The organism is Mycobacteriales bacterium, assembly GCA_035995165.1.
Taxonomy (GTDB): domain Bacteria; phylum Actinomycetota; class Actinomycetes; order Mycobacteriales; family CADCTP01; genus CADCTP01.
On record DASYKU010000092.1, the window covers coordinates 1 to 20,794 of the forward strand.

Genomic DNA, 20,794 nt, shown 5'->3' on the forward strand with positions numbered 1-20,794 from the left:
GTGACCGTCGCCGATACACCGCCGGCAGCAGCGGTGCCGACGACGCGCCGCCTGTTGCTCCGCGTACCGGCGGTCCAGGAACGAGCGGCTCGAGGACCTGTCGTTCCGGCGTGATCGCCCCCGACGGCCGCGAACCGTGCGCCGGAGAACCGGCAGCCTGCGGGTGTGAGCCTGGGACTCGCGGGTCGGGAGCGCGAGGCGGGGAGACCTGCGGAGAACGGGGACGCGGCGGGAGCGGGGCGGCGGGGTCGCGAGCGGTCACCGGCGCATCGCGCGGGCCCGACCAGAAACCGCGCTCGGGCGCAGCCACTCCGCCTTCGGGCCGGAACACCGGAGCGTCCGACCCGTTCGGACCCGGAGCCGGCGGCGCGGCCGGTCCTCGCGCCGCGGGCGCGACCGCAGGAGCCGGCCGGTCGCCGAGCGCAGGACCGCCGGGACCGCGCGGGGCTGGCAGCCCCGGGGGCGGCGAGTCCCGCGGCGCCGGAGCACCCCGCCGATCAGAGGCAGGACTTCCGGAGGACGCTGCCGGCAAGGCGGTCCCAGCACCTCGCCCGTCGGAGACCGGAGGCCCGGAACGCGAAGCCGGCAGGGCGTTCAGCCGGTCGGAGGCGGGAGCTCCGGAGGGCGGAGTCGGCGGGAGGGTCGGGCGGTCGCGGACGGACGGTTCAGCGCGGCGGGACGGCGGGGCGGGGTCCGGCTCGGGGGCAGCGGGGTCGTCCTCCGGCGCGGGGACCTCGTCGTCGCGGACGACGTGCAACCAGCGTTCCCGGTGCGGGGTCGCTGGCGAATCGGCCATCCGCCCATCCTGCCCTATCACGACAATACGGACTACATCGGCGCCCGAACACGACGACCGACCGGGACGGTTGCCCGATCGCGCGACCGCAGGACCCGTGTCCTGCCCTTTCGGGCACGCCTACAGCCCGGTCGGCCCTGTCGCCCGGAGGACGTCCGGACCTAGCGTCAATGCTGTGCGGTGTTCGTCGGCGACGTTGAGTGGGGCACACTGGGCCCCAACCTTTGCCGTCGAGGAAGCGATGACCGACACGTTCAGCGCCACCGCCTCCCTGCTCGCCCGCGCGGCGCAGGGAGACCAGCGTGCCTGGGACGAGCTGGTCAGCGAGCACACCCGGCTGCTCTGGGCGGTCGCGCGCTCGTTCCGGCTCGACGCCGCGGACGCCAACGACGTGGTCCAGACGACCTGGCTGCGGCTGGTCGAGCACCTGGACCGGATCGAGGACCCGGCCCGGTTGATCGGCTGGCTGGTGACGACCGCGCGCCGGGAGGCGATGCGGGTGCTGCGCCGGTCCGGGCGCGAGCGGCCGGTCGTCGAGGACACCGTGCTCGACCGGCCGGACAACGCGCCGCCGGTCGACACCGGCGTGCTCATGGACGAGCGGGACCAGGCCCTGTGGGCCGCCTTCGGCCGGCTCGGCGACAAGTGCCAGCAGCTGCTGCGGGTCGCGGTCGCCGACCCGAAGGCGTACGACGAGATCTCGGCGGCGCTCGGCATGCCCATCGGCAGCATCGGCCCGACCCGGCGCCGTTGCCTGACCCAACTCCGTGCCCTCATCGAGGGAACCGTGCTGGTGGACGAGGACGGTGCCCGGTGAGCGCTCCGCTCGAGTCCGACGACGCCCTGCTGGCCCGCCTGGGCGAGATGCTGGACCGCGCCGACCCGGTGCCGGACCAGGTCGTGGTCGAGGCCCGGGCCCTGTTCGGGCTGCGCCGGTTGGACGAGGAGCTGGCCGAGCTGGTCCGCGACTCGGCCGAGGACCGCGGCGGCCTGCTCGTCGTGCGCGGCGAGGGCGACGTCCGGCTGATCTCGTTCGAGACCGGACCGGTGACGGTCGAGCTCCAGGTCACCGAACGCGGTACGGCGCGGGACCTGGTCGCCCAGGTCAGCGGCACCGCGGTCACCGGCGCCGAGGTGGAGACCGCGGCCGGGCGGCGGCACGTGCCGGTCGAGGACAGCCTGTTCACCGTCGACAGCGTCCCGGCCGGGCTGCTGCGACTGCGGCTGCACACCGACACCGGCCGCGACCTCGTCACCAGCTGGGTCCGGACCTAGAAGTCCCGGACAGCCCGGCGGGCCGGGTGTCGCGACCCGGCCCGCCTCCACACGACTAGCTAGCTCTTGGGCTCGTCCGCCGGCATGGGCTTGCCGCCGTCGGGCTGAGGACCGGCGGGCATCGGCTTGCCACCGGTCGGCTTCGGGTCGGCCGGCATCGGCTTACCACCACCGGTGGTCGGGTTGCCTGCGGGGGGCGTGGGGGCGCTCATGCGAACTCCTTCTCGATATTGCCGTGGGACGAGAGCGGGCCTAGATCAGGCCCTGCCGGACGGCGAACGCGACCGCATGGGTGCGGTTGCGCAGGTGGAACCGGGACACCAGGTCATGAATGGAGTTTTTGATCGTACGCTCCGAATAGGCCATTCGAGTGGCGATTTCGGACGTGCTGTAACCGTCCGCGATCAACCGCAACACGGTCAGTTCCCGCTGGGTGAGACCGCCGAAGGTGAGCCCGGTCGGGGTGGTGAGCTTCCGCTGGGCGTCGCCGACCTGCTGCAGCAGCCGGCCGAGCAGGTCGGGCGGCAGGTGCCCGTCGCCGGTGGCGGCCGCCCGGATCGCGGTGCAGAGCCGGTCGGGGGTGGCCTCGCTCCGGCGCACGATCGCGGCCACGCCGGCCTCCACCGCGGACAGCACCTCGACCCCGTCGACGGTGCCCACGATCAACACGACGCGCGGACCGCCCGCATCGCGGGTCACCCGGATCGTCGTGGCCGTAGGCTCGTCCACGCGGTCGGCGACGAGGACCACGACGTCCGGCCGGGCCGGCGAGTCGGACGAGAGGACCTCCAGGTCGTGCTGGACGCGCAGCTGACTGGCGACGCCCGCCTCGGACACCGGGTCGGTGGCGCGGACGCGAACGCGGGTCGGGTCGGGCACGGCTTCCCCCTCACTACGGGTCTCGGCAGCAAGAGCACGCACCCCGGGGCAGTGATACATCCCCGACCGGCCAACACTGACCGACCGTCGGTCCGATGAGCAGGCGCCCCGGCCGCGGCGCGGATCTGGCCGACACCGCCGCCCGGTTGGTGGGTACCGATCCGGCGCTCGCCCGCCGGACGGCTCAGGACGCGGTGACCGCCGCCCGCACCGATCGGGACGGCCGGGCCGCCGCCCTCGCGCTCTGGGCGCACGGCCGGGCCGCGCTGGAGCTGGGCCGCCTCGACGAGGCGACCCAGGTGCTGCGGGAGGCGGTCCGGGAGGCCGGGCGGGCGGGCGAACCGGAGGCGGCGGCCGAGGCGAGGGTGACCCTCGCGTACGCGCTGTCCGAGCGGGGCCGGACCGCCGACGCGCTGCGCCAGCTCGACCGGGCCGGGGACGTGCTGCGCGGCCCGCTGGCCGGCCGAGTGCTGATGCAGCGCGGTGTCGTGCTCTGGCGCTGCGGCCGTACCGAGGAGGCGCTGGAGGCGTACCGCCGGGCCCTGCCGGCGCTGCGCCGGGGCCCGGACCGGCTGATGGAGGCCCGGCTCTACAACAACCGCAGCCTGGTCCACATCGACCGCAACGAGCTGGCCGCGGCCGAGGCCGACCTGCTGCGCACGGTCGAGCTGCTCCGGGCCGAGGGTCAGCACGCGCTGGCCGCGGACGCCGAGACCAACCTCGGCTTCGTGACGTTCCGGCGCGGGGACGTGCCGGCGGCGCTGGGGTTCCTCGACTCGGCCGAGGCGACGTACCGGGCCAACGGGGTGCTGCCGCGGGAGCTGCTGCTGACCCGCGGCGAGCTGCTGCTGTCCGTGGGCGCGTTCGACGAGGCCCGGCAGACCGCGGAGCGGGCGATCGAGCAGTTCACCGCGGCGGGCTGGCGCTCGCTGCTGGCCGAGGCCCAGCTGCTGCTGTCCCAGGCGCAGCTGGCCGGCGACGACGTGGCCGCGGCCCAGGGCGCCGCCTCCGCGGCCGCGACGCTGTTCGGACGGCAGCGGCGGCCGGGCTGGGCCGCGGTGGCCCGCTACACGGCGCTGCGGGCGGACGAACGGGCCGGGCAGCTCACCCCGCAGCTGCGCCGGCGGGCGCTGCGGGAGGCCGGCCGGCTGGGCGCCCGGGGCTGGCGGGCCCAGGAGCTGGACGCGCGGCTGATCGCGGCCCGGGTCGCGCTGGAGCTCGGCGACGTCGGCACGGTGCGCCGGGAGCTGACCCGGACCGCCGCCGCCCGCACCCGCGGCAGCACCGAGCTGCGCATCCGGGCCTGGTACGCCGAGGCGATGGTCCGCCTCGCCACCGGCCGGGAGGCCGCGGCCGAGCAGGCGCTGCGGGCCGGGTTCCGGGTGATGGAGGAGCAGCGGGCCACCCTCGGCGCCACCGAGCTGCGGGTGCACGTGGCCAGCCACGCCCACGACGTCGCCACCCTGGGCATCCAGCTGGCGACCCGCAGCGGCTCGCCACGCAAGGTGCTGGACTGGACCGAGCGCTGGCGCGCCGGCGCCCTGCGGCTGCGACCCGTACGGCCCCCGGACGACGAGGAGCTGGCCGCGGCGCTGGCCGAGCTGCGCCGGGTCGCCGGCGACGCCGAGGCCGCGCTGCTGGCCGGGCGGCCACCGGAGCGGCTGCTGGCCCGCCGCAGCACCCTGGAGGACCGCGTCCGGCGGCTGACCCGGCAGGCGGCCGGCCCGCTGTTCGCGCCGGCCCAGGAGCCGCCGACGGTGGAGCGGATCGGCGCCGAGCTCGGCGACGCGGTGCTGGTCGAGCTCATCGCGACCGTGGAGGACGACGTCCTGTCCGCGGTGACCGTCCGGGACGGCGAGCCCCGGCTGCACGCTCTCGGCGGCCGGGACGCACCCCGCCGGGAGCTCAGCGCGCTGCTGTTCGCGCTGCGCCGGCTCGCCCTCGGGCACGGCTCGGCCGAGGCTGCGCTGGAGCAGGTCAGAAGGCACGCGGAGCGGCTGGAGGCAGCCGTGCTCGGTCCGCTGCGAGAGGTGATCGCCGACCGGCCGCTGGTGGTCGTGCCGACCGGCTCGCTGCGCTCCGTCCCCTGGGCCCTGCTCCCCGCCTGTACGGGCCGGCCGGTCACGGTGGCACCCTCGGCCGCGGTCTGGCTGCAGGCGACCTCCCGGCGCCGGCCGTCCGGGCAGCGGGTCGTGCTGGTCTGCGGGCCGGGGCTGCCGGGGGCGGCGGCGGAGATCTCGGCGCTGGCGCGGGCGTACCCGGCCGCGGCCCGGCTGGAGGGGGCGGACGCGACCGTCGACGGCGTGCTGCGGGCGCTGGACGGGGCCGACGTCGCCCACGTGGCCGCACACGGCCGGCTGCGCGGCGACAACCCGCTGTTCTCCGCGCTGACCATGTCCGACGGACCACTCACCGCGTACGACCTGGAGCGACTGTCGCGGGCCCCGCAGCTGATGCTGCTGCCGGCCTGCCAGTCCGGGGCCGGCAACGTGCTGGCCGGGGACGAGGTGATGGGGCTGACCTCGGCGTTGTTCGCGCTCGGGGCCCGGACCGCGGTGGCCACGGTGATCCCGGTGCCGGACGAGGCGACCCGGCCGCTGATGCTGGCGCTGCACGACGGGCTGCGCCGCGGGCTGCCGGTGGCCCGGGCCCTCGCGGACGCCCAGGCGGTTGCTGACCGTAGCGACCCGGCGGCGCTCGCGACCGCGGGCGGCTTCGTCTGTTACGGCGCCGGCTGAGTCATTTCGGGCCTGAGATCTCCGCCACGTTGCTGTGACCTTGCTGAGCAAGACGAGACCGGGCAGGTGACCCCCGTACACCTGCCCGGCCTCGTCCGTGCTCCGGGGTGGTTCGACGGTGGCCGCCCCCGAACGGCCGCCGCCAGACCCCCGTCGCCACTCCCGTGACCGGCTGGCGCCCCCCTGGAGGAGTCCCCTCAGCCCCACCAACGCGGGCCGGTCACTCGTACTGAGGACCGGGCCCGGGCCGCTGATACACCGCGATCGGACGATTTCCCGGAGGTTGCGGCGTTGTCTACGACGACAGCTCGTCCTGCTCCGGTACGGGCCCGGCCCGGCCCTCGAACCGGGTGGACAGCACCACCGTGGTCCGCGTCCGGGCAACCCCGCGGATCCGGTTCAACGCGCCGATGACCTGCTCCAACGAGGGCATGTCCGGCACCCGGACCTTGATCACGAAGGTCTCCTCGCCGGCCACGAACCAGCAGTCCTCGATCTCCGGCAGATCCTGCAAGGCGGCGTAGATGGTGTCGGAGTCGCCGGTGTCCCCCTGCAGGATCCCGACCAGCGCGCTGACCCCGAGGCCGAGCGCGGCCGGTTCGACGGACGCGTGGTAGCCGGTGATGACGCCGCCGGACTCGAGCTTGCCGATCCGCTCGTGCACCGCCGGCGCGGACAGCCCGACGAGGCGGGCGAGTTCCGCGAAAGTCGCCCGGGCATTGGCCCGGAGGGCCTCGATGAGCCGCCGGTCGACCGTGTCGACCTGTCGCACATAGCTCACGCTCCGCCTCCAAGAGTGAATACACATTCCGACATCAGAGTGTTCGGAGGACAGCAGGGCTCGGAAGTGGTTCACTGTGTGTCAGCACGCGCGGAGCCCTGACCCTGTACCGCGTGGCTGTCAAGTACCAGGGGGAGTGAATGGACCCACGGGAGCGACTGCTCACGCCGGGTGAGGTGGCTGCGCTGTTCCGCGTCGATCCGAAGACAGTGACGCGTTGGGCCGCCGCCGGCCGGATTCACAGCATCCGGACACCAGGTGGTCACCGACGGTTCCTCGAGTCCGAGGTTCGGGCGCTGCTGCAGCAGCTGTCCAGCGAGAGCGTCGGACCGCGAGCGAACGCATAGGACGGAGCTGAGCCCGTCGCTGGGCCGGCTCACTCGGGGCCTTCCTCTCGGGCGGCACCGAGGCGCCCGGTCCAGCGGCGGATCAGGTCGTGTTCGACCCCGATCGCGTCCAGCACCCTGGCCGCGATGAAATCGACGAGCTGCTGCACGTCTTTCGCGCCCGCGTAGAACGCCGGGCTGGCCGGAAGCACGGTCGCCCCCGCGTCGTGCAGGGCGAGCAGGTGCTGGAGCGTGGCCCGGGTGTAGGGCGTCTCGCGCGGCACCACGACCAGCGTCCGGCGTTCCTTGAGCGTCACGTCGGCGGCCCGCTGGAGCAGGTCCCTGGACAGGCCCAGCGCGATGCCGGCCACGGACGCGGTCGAGGCCGGGACGACGATCATGCCGCGGGTCGGGAACGATCCGCTGGCCGGCGTCGCGGCCAGGTCGCCGGCCGGGTGGTAGTTGACACCGACCGGCTCGCGCGCCAGCCAGGCGCCGACGTCCTGCCGCCAGTGCGCGTCCCGGACGGTCAGTCCGGTCTCGTCCAGGATCGTCAGCCGCGCGGCCCGCGACACGACCAGCTCGACGCCCTCCCCCGCGTCGAGCAGGCCGGTCAGGACGGCCTTCGCGTACGGCGTGCCGGACGCGCCGGCGACACCCACCACCCACGGGACGGTCACCGGTCGTCCGCCCCCCGATCGACGCCTGCGCCGCGGCCGGCAACGTCCCGGCCGGGTGCCGTCGTCGCCTTCGCGCGCAGCTGAGCACCCTTACCGACCCGGTCCCGCCGTCCGCCCGAAACCGCCTCGCGGCGGCGCCCCCCGTCGTCCCGACGTCCGATCGGCTCCGGTTCCCGCGGGCCGCCTCCGTCGTCCCATCGTCCGGTCGACAGCGATCCCCGCGGGCCGCCTCCGTCGTCCGATCGTCCGGTCGACAGCGATTCCCGCGAGCCGGGTCGGTCGTACCGGCGTCGGGCTGGCTTCGGTTCGTGCGGGGCGGGTGCGTCGGCCGGTGGGACCGGGATCCGGCGCGGGTCGCCGTCCGCCTCCGGCCGGGTCGGGAAGTCCCGCAGGTCGTCGTACGCCACCGCGTCAGTATCATCACCGGCCGCCGTATCCTGCCGCTGAGGGGTGGTGAGGGCAGTGTTCATTCGCTTCGGCGGGATCCTGTTCCTGGCTGCTCTCGCGATCTGGCTCTACTGCGTGCTCGATGCGCTCAGCTCTGATCGGGATCGGATCCGGACGCTGTCGAAGGGCCTGTGGGTGGCGATCATCCTGCTCGGTTTCATCGTCGGCGCGGTGGCCTGGGTCGTCTGGGGCCGGCCCCGGGCGTCCAGCCCGCGGCGGCCCACGCTCGGCTCCTCGGGCCGCACGGCGTGGCCCACCCGGCCCGGCCGGACCGACGACGCCCCTGCGAACGGTCTGTTCGGACGCGGTACCCAGCTCGCTCCCGACGACGACCCGGAGTTCCTGGCCTCGCTGGACCGGCGGGCCGCGCAGGAGCACGAGAAGCTGCTGGGGTCGTGGGAGGAGGACCTGCGGCGGCGCGAGGAGGAGCTTCGACGGGACCGCGGCGAGGGGGACGGACCGGACGGGCCGGACCTCTCCGCCCGTTAGGTCACTTCTGCGTAGCCGTTTCCTGCCATTCGGCGTACACCGAGCAGGTCGTCTTACCCATCGGGGGGCGGGATCATGCAACGCGCGGTTACCCTGGTCAGGTGCCAGTCCTGGTCCTGCTCCTAGCCCTGATCCTCGCCGTCTTCGTGTGGCGTTACACGGTTTCCCGCAAGGCCGCCGGCCCGCAGCCGCGGCCGCGCTTCGTCGGGCCCGACGACGACCCGGAGTTCCTGCGCGAGCTCAACTGGCGTACCCGCAAGGACGACGACCTGTCCTAGCGCCCGTACGTCGCTGTCGAGATCGGGCCGCCGGCCTCGACAGTCCGGGTGAGTGCCGTCCACCCGGGAGGTTCGCCGTGAAGTACCTGGTCATGATCTACCACAACCCTGCGTCGAGGGCCGCCTGGGCAGGGTTCTCCGACGCCGAGAAGGCGACCGGGTTGCAGATCTACGCGTCGCTGGTCGAGGAGCTGGCCGGCTCCGGTGAGCTGGTGGTCACCGAGGCGCTCGCCGACCCGGCGCACGGGCGCCGCCCCGTCGTCGCCGGGGACGGGCCGTTCGCGGAGGTCAAGGAGCACCTCGCCGGGATCTTCCTGGTCGACTGCGTGAGCATGGAACGGGCGCTGGAGATCGCCGCCCGGATCCCCGAGGCCGCGTACGGCCTGGTCGAGGTCCGCCCCACCCTCACCTACGACACCTCCGACGTCTGACCCCCGCGGGTCTAGCTGGTCGGGAAGATCGGCCCGGCGGGGACCGGTCGGCGCGGGAACGCGTCGGCCACCGCCGCGGCCAGTTCCAGGAGCGAGGCCCGGGACGCCCCGGACAGCTCACCCAGGTCGACCTCGGCGCCCTCTTCCAGGTGCGGGTCGTACGGGATGCGGGTGACGGCCCGGCAGCGCGCGGCGAAGTGCTCCTCGAGCCGGTCGAGGTCGACACCCCCGGACTTCGGCCGCACAGAGTTGATCACCGCGACGGAGTTGCGGACCAGCTCGCTGCGCCCGTGCGCCTCCAGCCAGTCGAGCGTCGCGCTGGCGCTGCGGGCACCGTCGACCGACCCGGAGCTGACCAGCACGATCTGGTCGGCGAGGTCGAGCACGCCGGTCATCGCGGAGTGCAGCAGACCGGTGCCGCAGTCGGTGAGCACGATGTTGTAGAACCGCTCGAGGACGGCGGCGACGGTCCGGTAGTCCGCCTCGCTGAACGCCGTCGACACGGCCGGGTCCGACTCGGACGCGAGCACCTCGAGCCGGTCGGCCGACTGCGAGGTGTAGCGCCGGACGTCGAAGTAGTGCTGGATCGAGTCGACGTCGTTGAGCAGGTTCCGGACGGTGGCCACGGTCTCCAGCGGGATCTTGCCGGACAGCGTGCCGCGGTCGGGGTTGGCGTCGACCGCGATCACCCGGTCTCCGCGCAGCGACGCGAGCGTCGCCCCGAGGGTCACCGTGGTGGTCGTCTTGCCGACGCCGCCCTTGAGCGAGATCACCGCGATCCGGTAGCAGCCCGGCACCGGTACGGACGCGCGCGCGATCAGCTCCTGCCGGCGCCGGTCCTCGGCGGACTGGCCCGGGTTCACCGTGTGCGCGGAGATGTTGTAGACCGCGCGCCGCCAGCCGGTCTGCGGCGTGAGCCGCCGTTGGCGCAGCAACGACTGCGCGGTGAGCTGCTCCACGGTCGGGGGCTGCGCACCGTCCGTCTCCGGACCGCCGGGTCTTCCGTGCGGGCCTGCGGGCGGCCCGTAACCCGGGCCGGCCACGTATCCGGCCGGCGGCCCATAGCCGCCGAACCCTTGTCCGTTCCCATCCGGCCCGGCGTTCGCCGGACCGGCGGTCGCGGCGCCGTACCCGTTCCCATCCGGCCTCGGACCAGCGTTCGTCTTGCCGCCAGGTCCGCTGATGCGGTGCCCGGCGGTGCTCGCGACCGGTCGCGGACCTCCAGTCGCGGGAGCCACCGGGCCGTACCCCGGGCCGGGGACCGCGGGTTGACCGAACCCGGAGGTCGTCGGTCCCGTGCCGTGAACACCCGGCGCACCGAACTGGCCACCGGGGGCCGGATAGGAAGACGGAGCGCCCGGACCGGATCCGTGGACCGGAGCGTCCGGCCCGCCGAACTCCTGCGACTCGTACTGGGTACCCGGGCCGAACCCCGGGTCCGCGGTCGGCGGCACCAGCGGGCTCTCCTCGCTGTCCAGGTCGTCCGATCCGCTCAGTCCGCGCGGTGCATCGGCATCGAGCGCCACGTCGTCAGATGCGCCCAGAGTCGGCTGGTCGACGGCGTGGACCTCGCCGAAGGGCGCGTTGTCGAACCGGACCGGCTCGTTGGCGCCACCTGCCTCGCCCACGGGGTTGCCAGTGGTGTCGCCGGGAAGCGGCAGGCTGAACTGGCCCGGGCCGGGCTCGACCGGGGCCGGCTCGCTCCCGCCGGGCTCCCACTGCCGGGTCACGTCGTCCGCCTCACCCACGCCAGCCCGCTCCTCCGACATCCTGCCGCCATGTCCGACGGCCGGGAGGGCGCCGGTCGAGCGGTCACCGTAACCGCCGGGGATCATCCGCTGGCCGGACGGCCAGCCGGTGGCCGGTTGCGCCCCGGTGGGGCGGTCTCCAAGGCCGGCGTCGCTCGGAGTCGCCGACAACGGGAAGGCGACCGCGGGCTGTCCGCCGGACGACCGATGGTCCGGAGCGGGGAACGCCGTCCTGTTCTGATCCGCCGGCGAGTTGCCACCGTTGCGCTCCGGCGACGCGCTCTGCCCGAGCACCGGCGGCGGGCGGAGCATCTGCGTCGCCTCATCGACACCCGGCGCGGCCGGCTGAGGACTCCCGAAGCCCGACGACTGCGTGGCCGGCGGAGGACTCGCAGAGCCAGACGACTGCGCGGCCGGCGGAGGACTCGCAAAGCTCGACGACTGCGTGGCGGCCGAAGCGCTGCCAAGGCTCGACGGCTGCGTGACCGGAGGCCCCGCGGCGACCGGCGGAAGTGCAGCGAAGCTCGATTGCTGCGCGCTCAGGACTGGCCCGAACCGGTGGCCGGCAGGCCGTTCGGTGGCGACGACGGGTCGCGCCCCGCTGGACGGACCCATCGTCCACAGTGGACTGACCGCGGGCGGCGGCACCGGCGGCGGCACGTCCGCCGAAAGCGGCTGCGCGCCAGGCTGATCCGGCGCCGACCAGGACGGACCATCGGCGGGCTGCTCGTCTCCGCGCAGATGCGCCAGCCACTCGTCGTCGGACAGTTCACGATCGACCGGCGCCGGATCGGGCGTCGGCGCCGACCAGGATCCGGTCCACTCCGGAGTCGGCGACGACCACGACGTGCCGGGGTCCTCCGGAGTCTGCGACGCACCGGCACCGTCCCCGGACGCACCATCCGACCAGTCCCGGCCGGAGCCGCTCTCCCAGGTGGGGTCGGCCGGAGGGCTCAGCCGAGCGTCGTCCTCCGGCACGCCGATGAACTGCGTGCGCTGCTCGATCGCACTCGGATCCGCTCCGAGCCCAGTGCCGGGCCCCTCGTACGACCAGCCGCTCTCGCCCGCCGGCTGCGCCTCGTCGCCGGAGGCGGACCGGCCGGCTCCGGACGAGGTCTCCGCGGCGGTCCACCCCTCGGCGGACTTGAGTTCTTGGTTGGCGGGTGGCCAGTCCTCGACAGGAGCGGACCCACGATCGCTCGCCGTCCAGTCGAGCGCGTCAGCGGCCCAGCCTGCGTCTTGATCGGCCTGGCCGCGGCCCTCGCCGGAGTCCGGAGCGACGGCCCGGCTCTCGGGAGCCTCGCTGCGCTGCTCGGCGGCCGGCCACCCCGTCTCGGCGGCGTTCTCATCAATGGACGGATCTGAGTCAGGTCCGGGGCCGGTCGCCTGCCAGGCTGGACCGGATCCCGCTGCCGAATCCCCGGTCGCCCACGGAGCCGGATCGGCGCCCGGCCAGTCGTTGGCATCGGTGTCACTGAGCAACCCGGCACCCGGATCGACACCGTCGTCACCCGGCCAGGCTCCCGGCACGGGTGCGCTGTCGACCGGCGTCGTCCAGGACGCGGCTCCGGCGTCCGGCGTCCACGCGCGGTCGGAGTCCTGGTCCGACGTGCTGGTCCAGGACGTCCCTTCCGGTCCGGACCCGGCGTCGCGCCCGAACGAGGCGTCCCACGGCTCGTCCGAAGGTGCGCTCGCGGACTCATCCTGCCGGTCGAACGCACCGGTCCAGGACTGCGGACCGGCCGGCTCAGGATCAGAGGCGCCGGCCCAGGACGACGGCGTCTCCTCGGAGCCAGCGGCCGTCGGACCGCCGTACGCGGCCGACCGCGGCTCTCCTTCCGGACCGCCGAGCCCACCGTCCGACGGGTGGTCCCAGGGCGTGGCGCCGCGATCGGACGAGGTGGTGTCCTCGATCGGCTGACTGCTTGCGGATGCGCCCGCCTGCGAGGGCCAGCGCTCCGGCAGCGGCGTGCCGCCGGACGGTGGCGTGTGGGTCGGCCGGTAGACCGTGTCCTCCGGCGGACTCCAGAGTTCCTGCTCAGCAGCATCGTCCGGCGAGGCGGCGGACGGGGTGGCCCACGGGTCGGTGGAGCGCGGCGGCGGTGGCTCGGCGGACAAGACCGCCTCCCAACTGTCGGGTGCCGGCGGCGGCGCGGGCAGCCGCGGGCTCGACGGCGGAGAGTAGCTGGCCGGGGTCGACTCGGGCGGTTCGACGTGCTCGGGGGGGTCGGCGTTCGGAGTCATCCGCATCCAGCCTTGCTCGGTGTCCCAGCGCGCCAGCTGATCGGCGAGGCTCCGGGAACGCTCATGGTCGTCGTCGGACGGGTTGCGCCGAGCGCACACCAGAGCCTCCCCTCGCTCAGGATCGAGACACGCCCTTACTGGCCGTCCAGACTAGATGACGTTCAGAGTATCCGGGCAATCAGGTCAAACCGGCATACGAGTGCAGCCCGGACACCACCATGTTGATGATGAAGAAATTGAAGATCATCGTCGAGAACGCGACCATGTTGACCCGGGCCGCCGCGGTTCCTCGCCAGCCGGCGGTTGCCCGGGCGTGCAGGTAGGCCGCGTAGACGACCCAGGTGATGAAGGCCCAAGTCTCCTTCGGGTCCCAGCCCCAGTACCGACCCCAGGCCGCCTCGGCCCAGATCGCGCCGGCGATGATCCCGAACGTGTAGACCGGGAAACCGAAGGCGACGGTCCGGTACGCCATCCGGTCCAGCACGTCGGTCGTCGGCATCCGCGACCCGAGGGTGACCGGGAACCGGGTGGGTGTCTTGCCGGCCTCGACGGCCAGCTCCCAGCGCCGGCGGATCAGGTAGAGCACGGTCGCGACGAAGCTGACCATGAAGATGCCGGTGCCGATGCTGATCGTGGTGACGTGGATGGCGATCCAGTAGGACCGCAGCGCCGGGACCAGCGGCTCGGCCGGCGCGTAGAGCACCGTGCCGGCCAGGAACAGCAGCACGACCACGGGGAACAGCAGGAACATGCCGAGATAGCGCACCTGCGGCAGCCGGATCAGCACTACGAGGTAGGCGATCACGGCGGCGGCGCCGACCACGGCGGAGAACTCGTACATGTTGCCCCAGGGCAACCGGTGGGTCGCGAGCCCGCGTAGGAGCAGGGAGGTGAGCTCCACCCCGAGGCCGACCACCGTGGCGCCGACCGCGATCCGGCCGAACCGGTCGGCCTGGCCGGTCCGGTTGCGGGCCTTGGGGGGCGCCTTCGAGGACACCGAGACGGTCGAGATCCCGCCGGTCTTCACCTCGGACAGACCGCCGGCGCCGACGAGCACCTGCTCGGGCGAGGTCGCCGCGACCTTCCCGCGGCGCCCGAACGCGTACTCCCCGCAGTAGGCGACCAGCGCGAGGCTGTACAGGATGATCGACCACGTGAACATGTGATCGGACAGCCTCGCGAGTCCGGCGTTGACGAACACGGTCAGTCCTTCCTGACGGGCGACGGGTCGCGGAGTCGCTCGATGACGCGGGCGAACTCCGTCCCGAAGCTGCCTGCGTCGGTGCGGGCGAGCCCTCCGACCGCGACCACACTACGGGCGTCCGGTTCGGGCCGCTCGGCGTCGTCCACAGGCTCCGAGTTGTCCACAGACCGGGATGCAGAGCTGTCCGCCGGGGTGATCCGCAGGAAGAGTCGTCGGCGCCGGACAGCAAGAGAAAGGAGGAGTCCCAGCACGATCGCGCCGGCCGACCAGAGCACGAGCGTCTGACCCGGGTCGTGGTTGACCTGGATCGTCGCCCACTGGCGGTAGCCGTCGAAGGTGATCTGTGTGCCGTCGCTCAGCTTCACCGACTTGCCTTGGGTGAGCTGGGCGGACTGCACCGCCTTGAGCCTTCCGCTGGCGACCTGGCGCTGGTCGATGCTGTAGACGGACTGGGGAGCGCCGCTGTCGACGCCGAGGTCGCCCTGGTAGACCACGATCGCCACGCCGGGGTTGCCGGGCTGGGGCGACAGCGAGGTCAGCTTGCCGCCGGAGTCCAGGGCAGCGAACGGCGCGAACGAACCGTAGAGCGCGAGCTGCGGGTTGACCGTGTCCAGGAGCTTGACGGCGCCCTCGGACAGCAGCGTCGAGGGCACCTGCGGCAGGAACGGCGCGGTGATGTCCCGCAGCACCTTGCCCTGCGGGGTCGTGACCGTGAACCGGGGCGCGAAGCCGTGCCCCACCAGATAGACGCGTACGCCCTCGACCCGCAGCGGGTGGTTGACCTGCAGCGTGTCCTTCTTCGGCGCGCCGTTCTCGCCCAACGAGTACGTGATGTCGGCCTTGAACGACGACGGCGTCCCGTCCGGGTCGTATGTCGCCGTGAACTTGTCCAACGAGTCGATACAGAACGGGGCCAGCCCGGCTCCGTCCACCAGCTTTCCCGGCCGGAAGGAGTCGTAGAGCGGCACTGCGTTGCAGATCCCGGGCTGGGCCTCGGTCAGCAGCACCGTGCCCTGGTAGCCCCACAGCTTCCCGGCGGCGACGCCGACCAACAGCACCACCAGCGCGGCGTGGAAGACGAGGTTGCCCGTCTCCCGGAGGTAGCCCTTCTCCGCCGCCACGGTCACCACGCCGTCGTCCTCTTCGCGGATGACGGTCTTCCAGCCACGCAGCCGGGACACGGCGGCGCGGGCGGCCTCGGCCGGCGCCTGCGCGGAGGAGAAGGAGGAGGACTGTGCGAGTCGATCGAGCCGTCGCGGTACGACCGGCGGCGCGGACAACATCGCTGTGGCGTGCTGCCGCAGCCGCGGCACCACGCACCCGATCAGCGACACGAACAACAGCAGGTAGGTCGCCGCGAACCACGGAGCCGCGAACACGTCGAAGAACCCGGCGGCATCGAGGATCCGTGACCAGCCCGGGTGGTCGGCGATGTACGCGTCGACCTTGCCCGGATTCAGCGCCCGCTGCGGCAGCAGCGACCCCGGGATGGACGCCAGCGCCAGCAGGAACAGCAGCACCAGCGCTGTCCGCATGCTGGTCAGCCGGCGCCAGGAGTTGCGGGCGAACGCGATCGGGCCGCCGTGCCATGACCGGACCGGTGCCGGCTGGGTCGACAGCTCTGCCGGGTCGACGTCCGCGTCGCGGACCGGGGTGTCGGGTCCGGCCGTCACAGCGAGGTCCCCAGCCCGCTCTGGCCGACCCGCGAGGTCAGCTCGATGGTCATCTGCCCCCACAGCCCGGTCACCAGCAGCAGGCCCAGCACGACCAGCAGGCCGCCGCCGACGTACGTGATGATGTTGGCGTGCCGGCGGACGATGCCGAGCGCGCCGATCAGCCAGCGGGCCCCGAGCGCGACCAGCACGAAGGGAACCCCGAGACCGAGGCAGTACGCCACCGACAGGGCCGCTCCCCGGCCTGCCCCGGCGGTGGACAGGGCGAGCGACTGGACCGCGCCGAGCGTCGGGCCGATGCACGGCGTCCAGCCCAGGCCGAAGACAACCCCGAGCAGCGGCGCCCCGGCCAGGCCCGCGGCCGGGAACCGGTGGATCCGCAGCTCGCGGGAGACGCCGGGGATCACGCCGAGGAAGGCCAGGCCCAGCAGGATCACGATGACACCGAGGATGCGCTCCAGTCCCCGCTGGTGCTCGATGAGGAGGGAGCCGAGCCGGCCGAACAGCACGCCGTACGCGACGAACACCACGGTGAAGCCGAGGACGAACAACACCGCGCCAAGCACCGTCCGGCTGCGCAGCCGGCGGGTGCGGGTCGCGACCGCCACGCCACCGCCCTCGGCCGGAGCAGGCGCCGAGGAGGCGGCCTCGGTACCGGACAGGCCGCCGACGTAGGAGAGGTAGCCCGGCACCAGCGGGAGCACGCACGGCGAGAGGAAGCTCACCAGCCCCGCGACCGCGGCCACCAGGGCCGCGACCACGAACGGGCCGTCGGAGACGATCCGGGCGAAGCTCTCGCCGATGCCGCTCATGACTCGGCCGCCAGCCTCGTGACGACGGGCTGGATGTCCTCCTGCAGCAGCGGCGTCGGGTACACGGCGGCGACGCGGCCCTGCTTGTCGATCACGATCGTGAAGGGAAAGCCGTTGACGCGCAGGTCACGGAAGCGCTGGATCGTCTTCCCCGGCCGGTCGAAGAGGGTCGGGTACGTGATCTTGTTGTCCTGGTAGAACGCGCGGACGTTGTCCTCGGTGTCGCGGACGGCGACCCCGACGAACTCGACCCCGTCAGCCTTCGTCGCCTTGTACGCAGCGTCGAAGTCCGGCGTCTCGACCCGGCAGGGCGGGCACCACGGGCCCCAGAAGTTCAGCACCACGACCTTGCCGCGCTGGGCGGCGAGGTTCCACGCGCCGCCATCGAGGATGGTGCCGTCCACCGACGGCGCCGACTTCCGGTCCGACTCGGGGATGACCTCGCCCCTGCCGGTCCCGGCCACGAATCGGAACTCACCGCCCGCGGTCTGATCGACCGCGTCCGAGCCGCCCGTGCATGCTGTGAGCGCGCCAAGAGCGACTACCAGCAAGGCGACGACGAGGCGGGGGAATCGACGCACCCGTCGAGTGTCACCCCAGCTCATACGGCTCATGCACCCGGGGTCGTCCCCGGTGACTCCGGTCCCGCGGGCTCGCTGTAGAGGACCTTGACCACACGATCACCGTCGAAGGTGATGCTCGTGAGGGAAGCCAGCCCGCACTGGCGGTGGGTCGGGATGTGGGAGAGCGGTTTGCGCTCGACCAGCCGGCGCAGGGTCCAGATCGGCAGCTGGTGGCTGACGCAGACGGCCTCGTGCCCCTCGGCGGCGTCCCGGGCGGACCAGGCGGCGGCCAGCATCCGGGAGGCGATGTGCTGATACGGCTCACCCCAGGACGGTCGGAACGGGTTGCGCAGCCTGGGCCAGGAGGACGGGTGGGCCCATACCCGGTCGCCCGGGCCGAACGGCTGACCCTGGAACGAGTTCTCCGCCTCCAGCAGGCGGTCGTCCAGGTGCACCGGCACGTTGAGCGCCGTCGCCAGCGGCGCCGACGTCTCCTGGGCCCGCTCCAGCGGAGACGAGACGAGGTAGGTGATGTCCCGGTCGATCAAGGCCTTCGCGGCCCGCTCGGCCATCCGGCGGCCCACAGGAGAGAGGTGATAGCCAGGCAGGCGGCCGTACATGATGTGGTCGGGGTTCTGCACCTCCCCGTGCCGGAGCATGTGCACGGTGGTCAGGGTCACGCCGGGCCCTCCTCGGTGGCAGCCGCGGCCGCGCGAGCCGCCTCCGGCAGGGCGTCGGCGACGCGGTCCAGCACGGCGTCGTCGTGCGCGGCCGAGACGAACCAGGACTCGTACGCGGACGGCGGCAGGTAGACGCCACGGTCCAGCATCGCGTGGAAGAAGGCGGGATAACGCCAGGCCTGCTGGGCCCGGGCCTGGTCGTAGTCGCGGACCTCGTTCTCGGTGAAGAAGACCGAGAACAGGTTGCCGGCGGTCTGCACCCGGTGGGCAACGCCCTCCTTGGCCAACGCCTCGGAGACCATCCGGGCCACGGTCGCGGCGGCCGCGTCCACCCGGAGATAGACCTCTTCGGTGCAGGCCCGCAGCGTCGCCAGGCCAGCGGCGACCGCGACCGGGTTCCCGGACAGCGTGCCGGCCTGGTAGACGGGGCCGGACGGCGCCAGCCGGGCCATCACCTCCCGGCGACCGCCGAACGCCGCCGCGGGCAGGCCGCCACCCATGACCTTGCCGAAGGTGAACAGGTCGGGCACGACGGGATCCAGGCCGTACCAGCCGGTGCGGGAGACCCGGAAGCCCGTCATCACCTCGTCGAGGATGAGCAGCGCGCCGTGCTCGGTGGTGATCCGGCGGAGCTCGGCGTTGAAGTCGTCCAGCGGCGGGACCACGCCCATGTTCGCGGCGGCGGCCTCGGTGATCACGCAGGCGATCTCGTCGCCCCGCGCGGCGAAGGCCGCCTCCACCGCGGGCACGTCGTTGTACGGCAGCACGATCGTGTCGCCGGCCTGCGCCCCGGTCACCCCGGGGGTGTCCGGCAGCGCGAGGGTGGCAACGCCGGAACCGGCGGCGGCCAGCAGTGCGTCGACATGACCGTGATAGCAGCCGGCGAACTTCACCACCACGCTGCGGCCGGTCACCCCGCGGGCCAGCCGGATCGCGGACATCGTCGCCTCGGTTCCGCTGTTGACCAGGCGAACCTGCTCGACCGGGGCGACCCGGGCGACGATCTCCTCGGCCAGCTCGACCTCGCCGCTGGTCGGGGTGCCGAAGCTGGTTCCCTTGGCCGCCGCGTACGCCACCGCCTGCACGACGTCCGGGTACGCGTGGCCCAGGATGATCGGTCCCCACGAGCAGACCAGGTCGACGTACTCGATGCCGTCGGCGTCGTATATCAGCGGGCCGGAACCGGCGATCATGAACCGTGGGGTGCCGCCGACCGCCCGGAACGCGCGGACCGGGGAGTTCACCCCACCCGGCGTCACCGCCTGGGCGCGGTCGAACAGGGCCTGCGAAGCGGAGGTCACGCGCCGATTCTCCCAGTCCGCGGGCAGTCCGGCGGACCGGGGCAAACCTTGGGGAGCCATCCCCCGAAAATTGGGTGCAGTTCTGTTCTCACCCGTCCGGGGGACATCGGTCCGGGTTAGGGTCGCAGAGGCCCTCTTGACGCGCACCTCTGGACGGAGGACATCGGATGCGCAACGCGGTACGGCGGTTACGACAGCTGCGACTCCCGACTACAGTCGGTCGACGCGGCCTGCCGTTGACCCTCGCCGCGTTCGCGGTGATCGCGGCCGCCTCGACCGCGGCGTCGACCGCGGTCGACGCCGGCGGATCGTCCACTGTGGACACTGCGCCGGCCGGCGAGACCGTTCTCCCGCCCGCGGTGCCGCCGACGTACTCCTACCCCGGGTCGACGATGGGGGTGCCCACGCAGTCCACCGGGCAGTCCTCGACCGCCGGTCCGGCCGGTGGGTCGCCCAACGGCGAGGCCGCGCCGGGGCTGGCCGCGAACGGGATCCCGTCCCGCGCGGTGCAGGCCTACCAGGCCGCGGCGGCCGGATCGGGCTGTGGCCTGCCCTGGACGCTGCTTGCCGCGATCGGCCGGGTGGAGTCCAACCACGGCCGGTTCGCCGGGGCCACGCTGCTGGCGGACGGACGCTCCGACCCGCCGATCGTCGGGATCCCGCTGGACGGGCGGCCCGGGGTCGCCGCGATCGGTGACACCGACGGCGGCAGGTACGACGGCGACACCACCCACGACCGGGCCGTCGGGCCGATGCAGTTCATCCCCGGGACCTGGGCGTTGTTCGCCACCGACGGGGACCACGACGGCAAGACCGACCCGTTCGACATCGACGACGCGGCGGCCGCGGCGGCCAAGTACCTCTGCCGGGCCGGCGGCGACCTGAGCACGGTCGCGGGCCAGCGCAACGCGGTCTACAGCTACAACCGCTCCGACTCGTACGTGTCGCTGGTGCTGGCGCTGTCCGCCGAGTACGCGGGCGGGGCGCCGGTGGACGAGTCCCCGGCTCCGAACGGCACGCCCCGCCCGGTGCCGCACAGCAACCCGAGGCAGCCGCCGGCGAGCGTCGGAGACCCGCCGGCGGCCGACGAGCCGAACACGCCGACACCCACGAAGCCGAAGCCCAAGCCGAAGCCGACCACACCAGCGCCCACGACGACCGCGCCGACGTCCCCGACCTCGCCGACCAGCACGGCTCCGACGACGACGCCGGCGGCTCCGACGACCACGGCCCCCTCGCCGACGCCGACCTGCACGCCGGTCCCGTCGCCGACCGAGACGCCGACGGGCACCGCCACCGGCAACGCGGCCTCCATGCCGGCTTCGGACACGCCGACCCCGACGACCTCGAGCCCGGCGTCCACGAGCGCGGCCGGCACCGAGTCGGCCAGCGCGGCGGCGACGCCGACCGCGACGCCGACCCCCACCCTTCCCCCCTGCCCGAGCTGAC

Annotated in this window: 18 protein-coding genes and 1 pseudogene; 8 read left to right on the forward strand and 11 right to left on the reverse strand. The window is 73.5% G+C overall.

All coding sequences use genetic code 11. The annotated features are described in order from the left end of the window. Positions 1-1,037: 1,037 nt before the first annotated feature. Together VGP36_14970 and VGP36_14975 are read left to right on the forward strand one after the other, a co-directional pair. Positions 1,038-1,613, forward strand: coding sequence for a sigma-70 family RNA polymerase sigma factor (locus tag VGP36_14970; protein HEV7656015.1), 576 nt, complete (start codon positions 1,038-1,040; stop codon positions 1,611-1,613). Continuing rightward, positions 1,610-2,071, forward strand: a complete 462-nt coding sequence (locus VGP36_14975) for a hypothetical protein (protein ID HEV7656016.1) — start codon at positions 1,610-1,612, stop codon at positions 2,069-2,071. The genes VGP36_14970 and VGP36_14975 overlap by 4 nt, the downstream gene beginning before the upstream one ends. Positions 2,072-2,130: 59 nt before the next feature. Here VGP36_14975 and VGP36_14980 read toward each other — a convergent pair whose 3' ends face one another. Together VGP36_14980 and VGP36_14985 are read right to left on the reverse strand one after the other, a co-directional pair. Then, positions 2,131-2,283 carry a hypothetical protein gene (locus VGP36_14980; protein HEV7656017.1) on the reverse strand — a complete coding sequence of 51 codons (153 nt, stop codon included), beginning with the start codon at positions 2,281-2,283 and terminating at the stop codon, positions 2,131-2,133. A gap of 40 nt (positions 2,284-2,323) precedes the next feature. Next, complete coding sequence (locus VGP36_14985) at positions 2,324-2,950, reverse strand: response regulator transcription factor (GenBank protein HEV7656018.1); 627 nt, start codon at positions 2,948-2,950, stop codon at positions 2,324-2,326. Positions 2,951-3,045: 95 nt separating this feature from the next. Between VGP36_14985 and VGP36_14990 the strand changes: the two genes are divergently transcribed. Next, a complete protein-coding gene (locus VGP36_14990; protein ID HEV7656019.1) occupies positions 3,046-5,688 on the forward strand; it encodes a CHAT domain-containing protein in 2,643 nt (880 codons plus the stop codon). A 295-nt stretch (positions 5,689-5,983) separates the two neighbouring features. On the opposite strand, the gene VGP36_14995 is transcribed toward VGP36_14990, so the two are convergent. Next, the gene (locus VGP36_14995; protein HEV7656020.1) at positions 5,984-6,469 is read right to left on the reverse strand and encodes an Lrp/AsnC family transcriptional regulator; all 486 of its coding nucleotides are present in this window, start codon (positions 6,467-6,469) and stop codon (positions 5,984-5,986) included. A 140-nt stretch (positions 6,470-6,609) separates the two neighbouring features. Between VGP36_14995 and VGP36_15000 the strand changes: the two genes are divergently transcribed. Then, positions 6,610-6,816 (forward strand): BldC family transcriptional regulator, encoded by a 207-nt coding sequence (locus VGP36_15000; protein HEV7656021.1) that lies wholly within the window; start codon positions 6,610-6,612, stop codon positions 6,814-6,816. A gap of 29 nt (positions 6,817-6,845) precedes the next feature. On the opposite strand, the gene VGP36_15005 is transcribed toward VGP36_15000, so the two are convergent. Continuing rightward, a complete protein-coding gene (locus tag VGP36_15005) occupies positions 6,846-7,475 on the reverse strand; it encodes a UbiX family flavin prenyltransferase (GenBank protein ID HEV7656022.1) in 630 nt (209 codons plus the stop codon). A 462-nt stretch (positions 7,476-7,937) separates the two neighbouring features. On the opposite strand from VGP36_15005, the gene VGP36_15010 reads away from it, so the two are divergent. From VGP36_15010 to VGP36_15020, 3 genes are all read left to right on the forward strand, one after another. Beyond that, the gene (locus VGP36_15010; protein ID HEV7656023.1) at positions 7,938-8,411 is read left to right on the forward strand and encodes a PLD nuclease N-terminal domain-containing protein; all 474 of its coding nucleotides are present in this window, start codon (positions 7,938-7,940) and stop codon (positions 8,409-8,411) included. A 101-nt stretch (positions 8,412-8,512) separates the two neighbouring features. Continuing rightward, the gene (locus tag VGP36_15015) at positions 8,513-8,689 is read left to right on the forward strand and encodes a hypothetical protein (protein HEV7656024.1); all 177 of its coding nucleotides are present in this window, start codon (positions 8,513-8,515) and stop codon (positions 8,687-8,689) included. A 77-nt stretch (positions 8,690-8,766) separates the two neighbouring features. Further along, on the forward strand, positions 8,767-9,120 hold the full coding sequence (locus tag VGP36_15020) for a YciI family protein (protein HEV7656025.1): 354 nt from the start codon (positions 8,767-8,769) through the stop codon (positions 9,118-9,120). An 11-nt stretch (positions 9,121-9,131) separates the two neighbouring features. Here VGP36_15020 and VGP36_15025 read toward each other — a convergent pair. The 7 genes and pseudogenes from VGP36_15025 to hemL all read right to left on the reverse strand — a co-directional run bounded on the left by VGP36_15025 (position 9,132) and on the right by hemL (position 19,405). Further along, positions 9,132-10,088: pseudogene (locus VGP36_15025) on the reverse strand (MinD/ParA family protein). 3,202 nt (positions 10,089-13,290) lie between these two features. Next, entirely contained in the window at positions 13,291-14,313 is a 1,023-nt protein-coding gene (ccsB, locus tag VGP36_15030; GenBank protein HEV7656026.1) for a c-type cytochrome biogenesis protein CcsB, read from the reverse strand. Positions 14,314-14,315: 2 nt separating this feature from the next. Next, positions 14,316-15,989: a cytochrome c biogenesis protein ResB gene (locus VGP36_15035; GenBank protein HEV7656027.1), complete on the reverse strand. Its 1,674-nt coding sequence runs from the start codon at positions 15,987-15,989 to the stop codon at positions 14,316-14,318. After that, entirely contained in the window at positions 15,986-16,801 is an 816-nt protein-coding gene (locus tag VGP36_15040) for a cytochrome c biogenesis protein CcdA (GenBank protein HEV7656028.1), read from the reverse strand. Before VGP36_15040 ends, VGP36_15035 begins: the two co-directional genes overlap by 4 nt. Then, on the reverse strand, positions 16,798-17,265 hold the full coding sequence (locus VGP36_15045; GenBank protein HEV7656029.1) for a TlpA disulfide reductase family protein: 468 nt from the start codon (positions 17,263-17,265) through the stop codon (positions 16,798-16,800). The genes VGP36_15040 and VGP36_15045 overlap by 4 nt, the downstream gene beginning before the upstream one ends. Before the next feature lie 146 nt (positions 17,266-17,411). Continuing rightward, positions 17,412-18,023: a histidine phosphatase family protein gene (locus VGP36_15050; GenBank protein HEV7656030.1), complete on the reverse strand. Its 612-nt coding sequence runs from the start codon at positions 18,021-18,023 to the stop codon at positions 17,412-17,414. A 17-nt stretch (positions 18,024-18,040) separates the two neighbouring features. Next, positions 18,041-19,405 (reverse strand): glutamate-1-semialdehyde 2,1-aminomutase, encoded by a 1,365-nt coding sequence (gene hemL, locus VGP36_15055; protein ID HEV7656031.1) that lies wholly within the window; start codon positions 19,403-19,405, stop codon positions 18,041-18,043. Positions 19,406-19,581: 176 nt separating this feature from the next. On the opposite strand from hemL, the gene VGP36_15060 reads away from it, so the two are divergent. After that, positions 19,582-20,793 (forward strand): lytic transglycosylase domain-containing protein, encoded by a 1,212-nt coding sequence (locus VGP36_15060; protein ID HEV7656032.1) that lies wholly within the window; start codon positions 19,582-19,584, stop codon positions 20,791-20,793. Position 20,794: the final 1 nt, after the last annotated feature.

Bases quoted from the DNA above. Each gene is read 5' to 3' on its own strand.
- VGP36_15000 (HEV7656021.1), top strand. From the start codon at position 6,610: ATGGACCCACGGGAGCGACTGCTCACGCCGGGTGAGGTGGCTGCGCTG.
- VGP36_14990 (HEV7656019.1), top strand. From the start codon at position 3,046: ATGAGCAGGCGCCCCGGCCGCGGCGCGGATCTGGCCGACACCGCCGCC.
- VGP36_15050 (HEV7656030.1), bottom strand. From the start codon at position 18,023: ATGCTCCGGCACGGGGAGGTGCAGAACCCCGACCACATCATGTACGGC.
- VGP36_14970 (HEV7656015.1), top strand. From the start codon at position 1,038: ATGACCGACACGTTCAGCGCCACCGCCTCCCTGCTCGCCCGCGCGGCG.
- VGP36_15040 (HEV7656028.1), bottom strand. From the start codon at position 16,801: ATGAGCGGCATCGGCGAGAGCTTCGCCCGGATCGTCTCCGACGGCCCG.
- hemL (HEV7656031.1), bottom strand. From the start codon at position 19,405: ATGGCTCCCCAAGGTTTGCCCCGGTCCGCCGGACTGCCCGCGGACTGG.
- VGP36_14980 (HEV7656017.1), bottom strand. From the start codon at position 2,283: ATGAGCGCCCCCACGCCCCCCGCAGGCAACCCGACCACCGGTGGTGGT.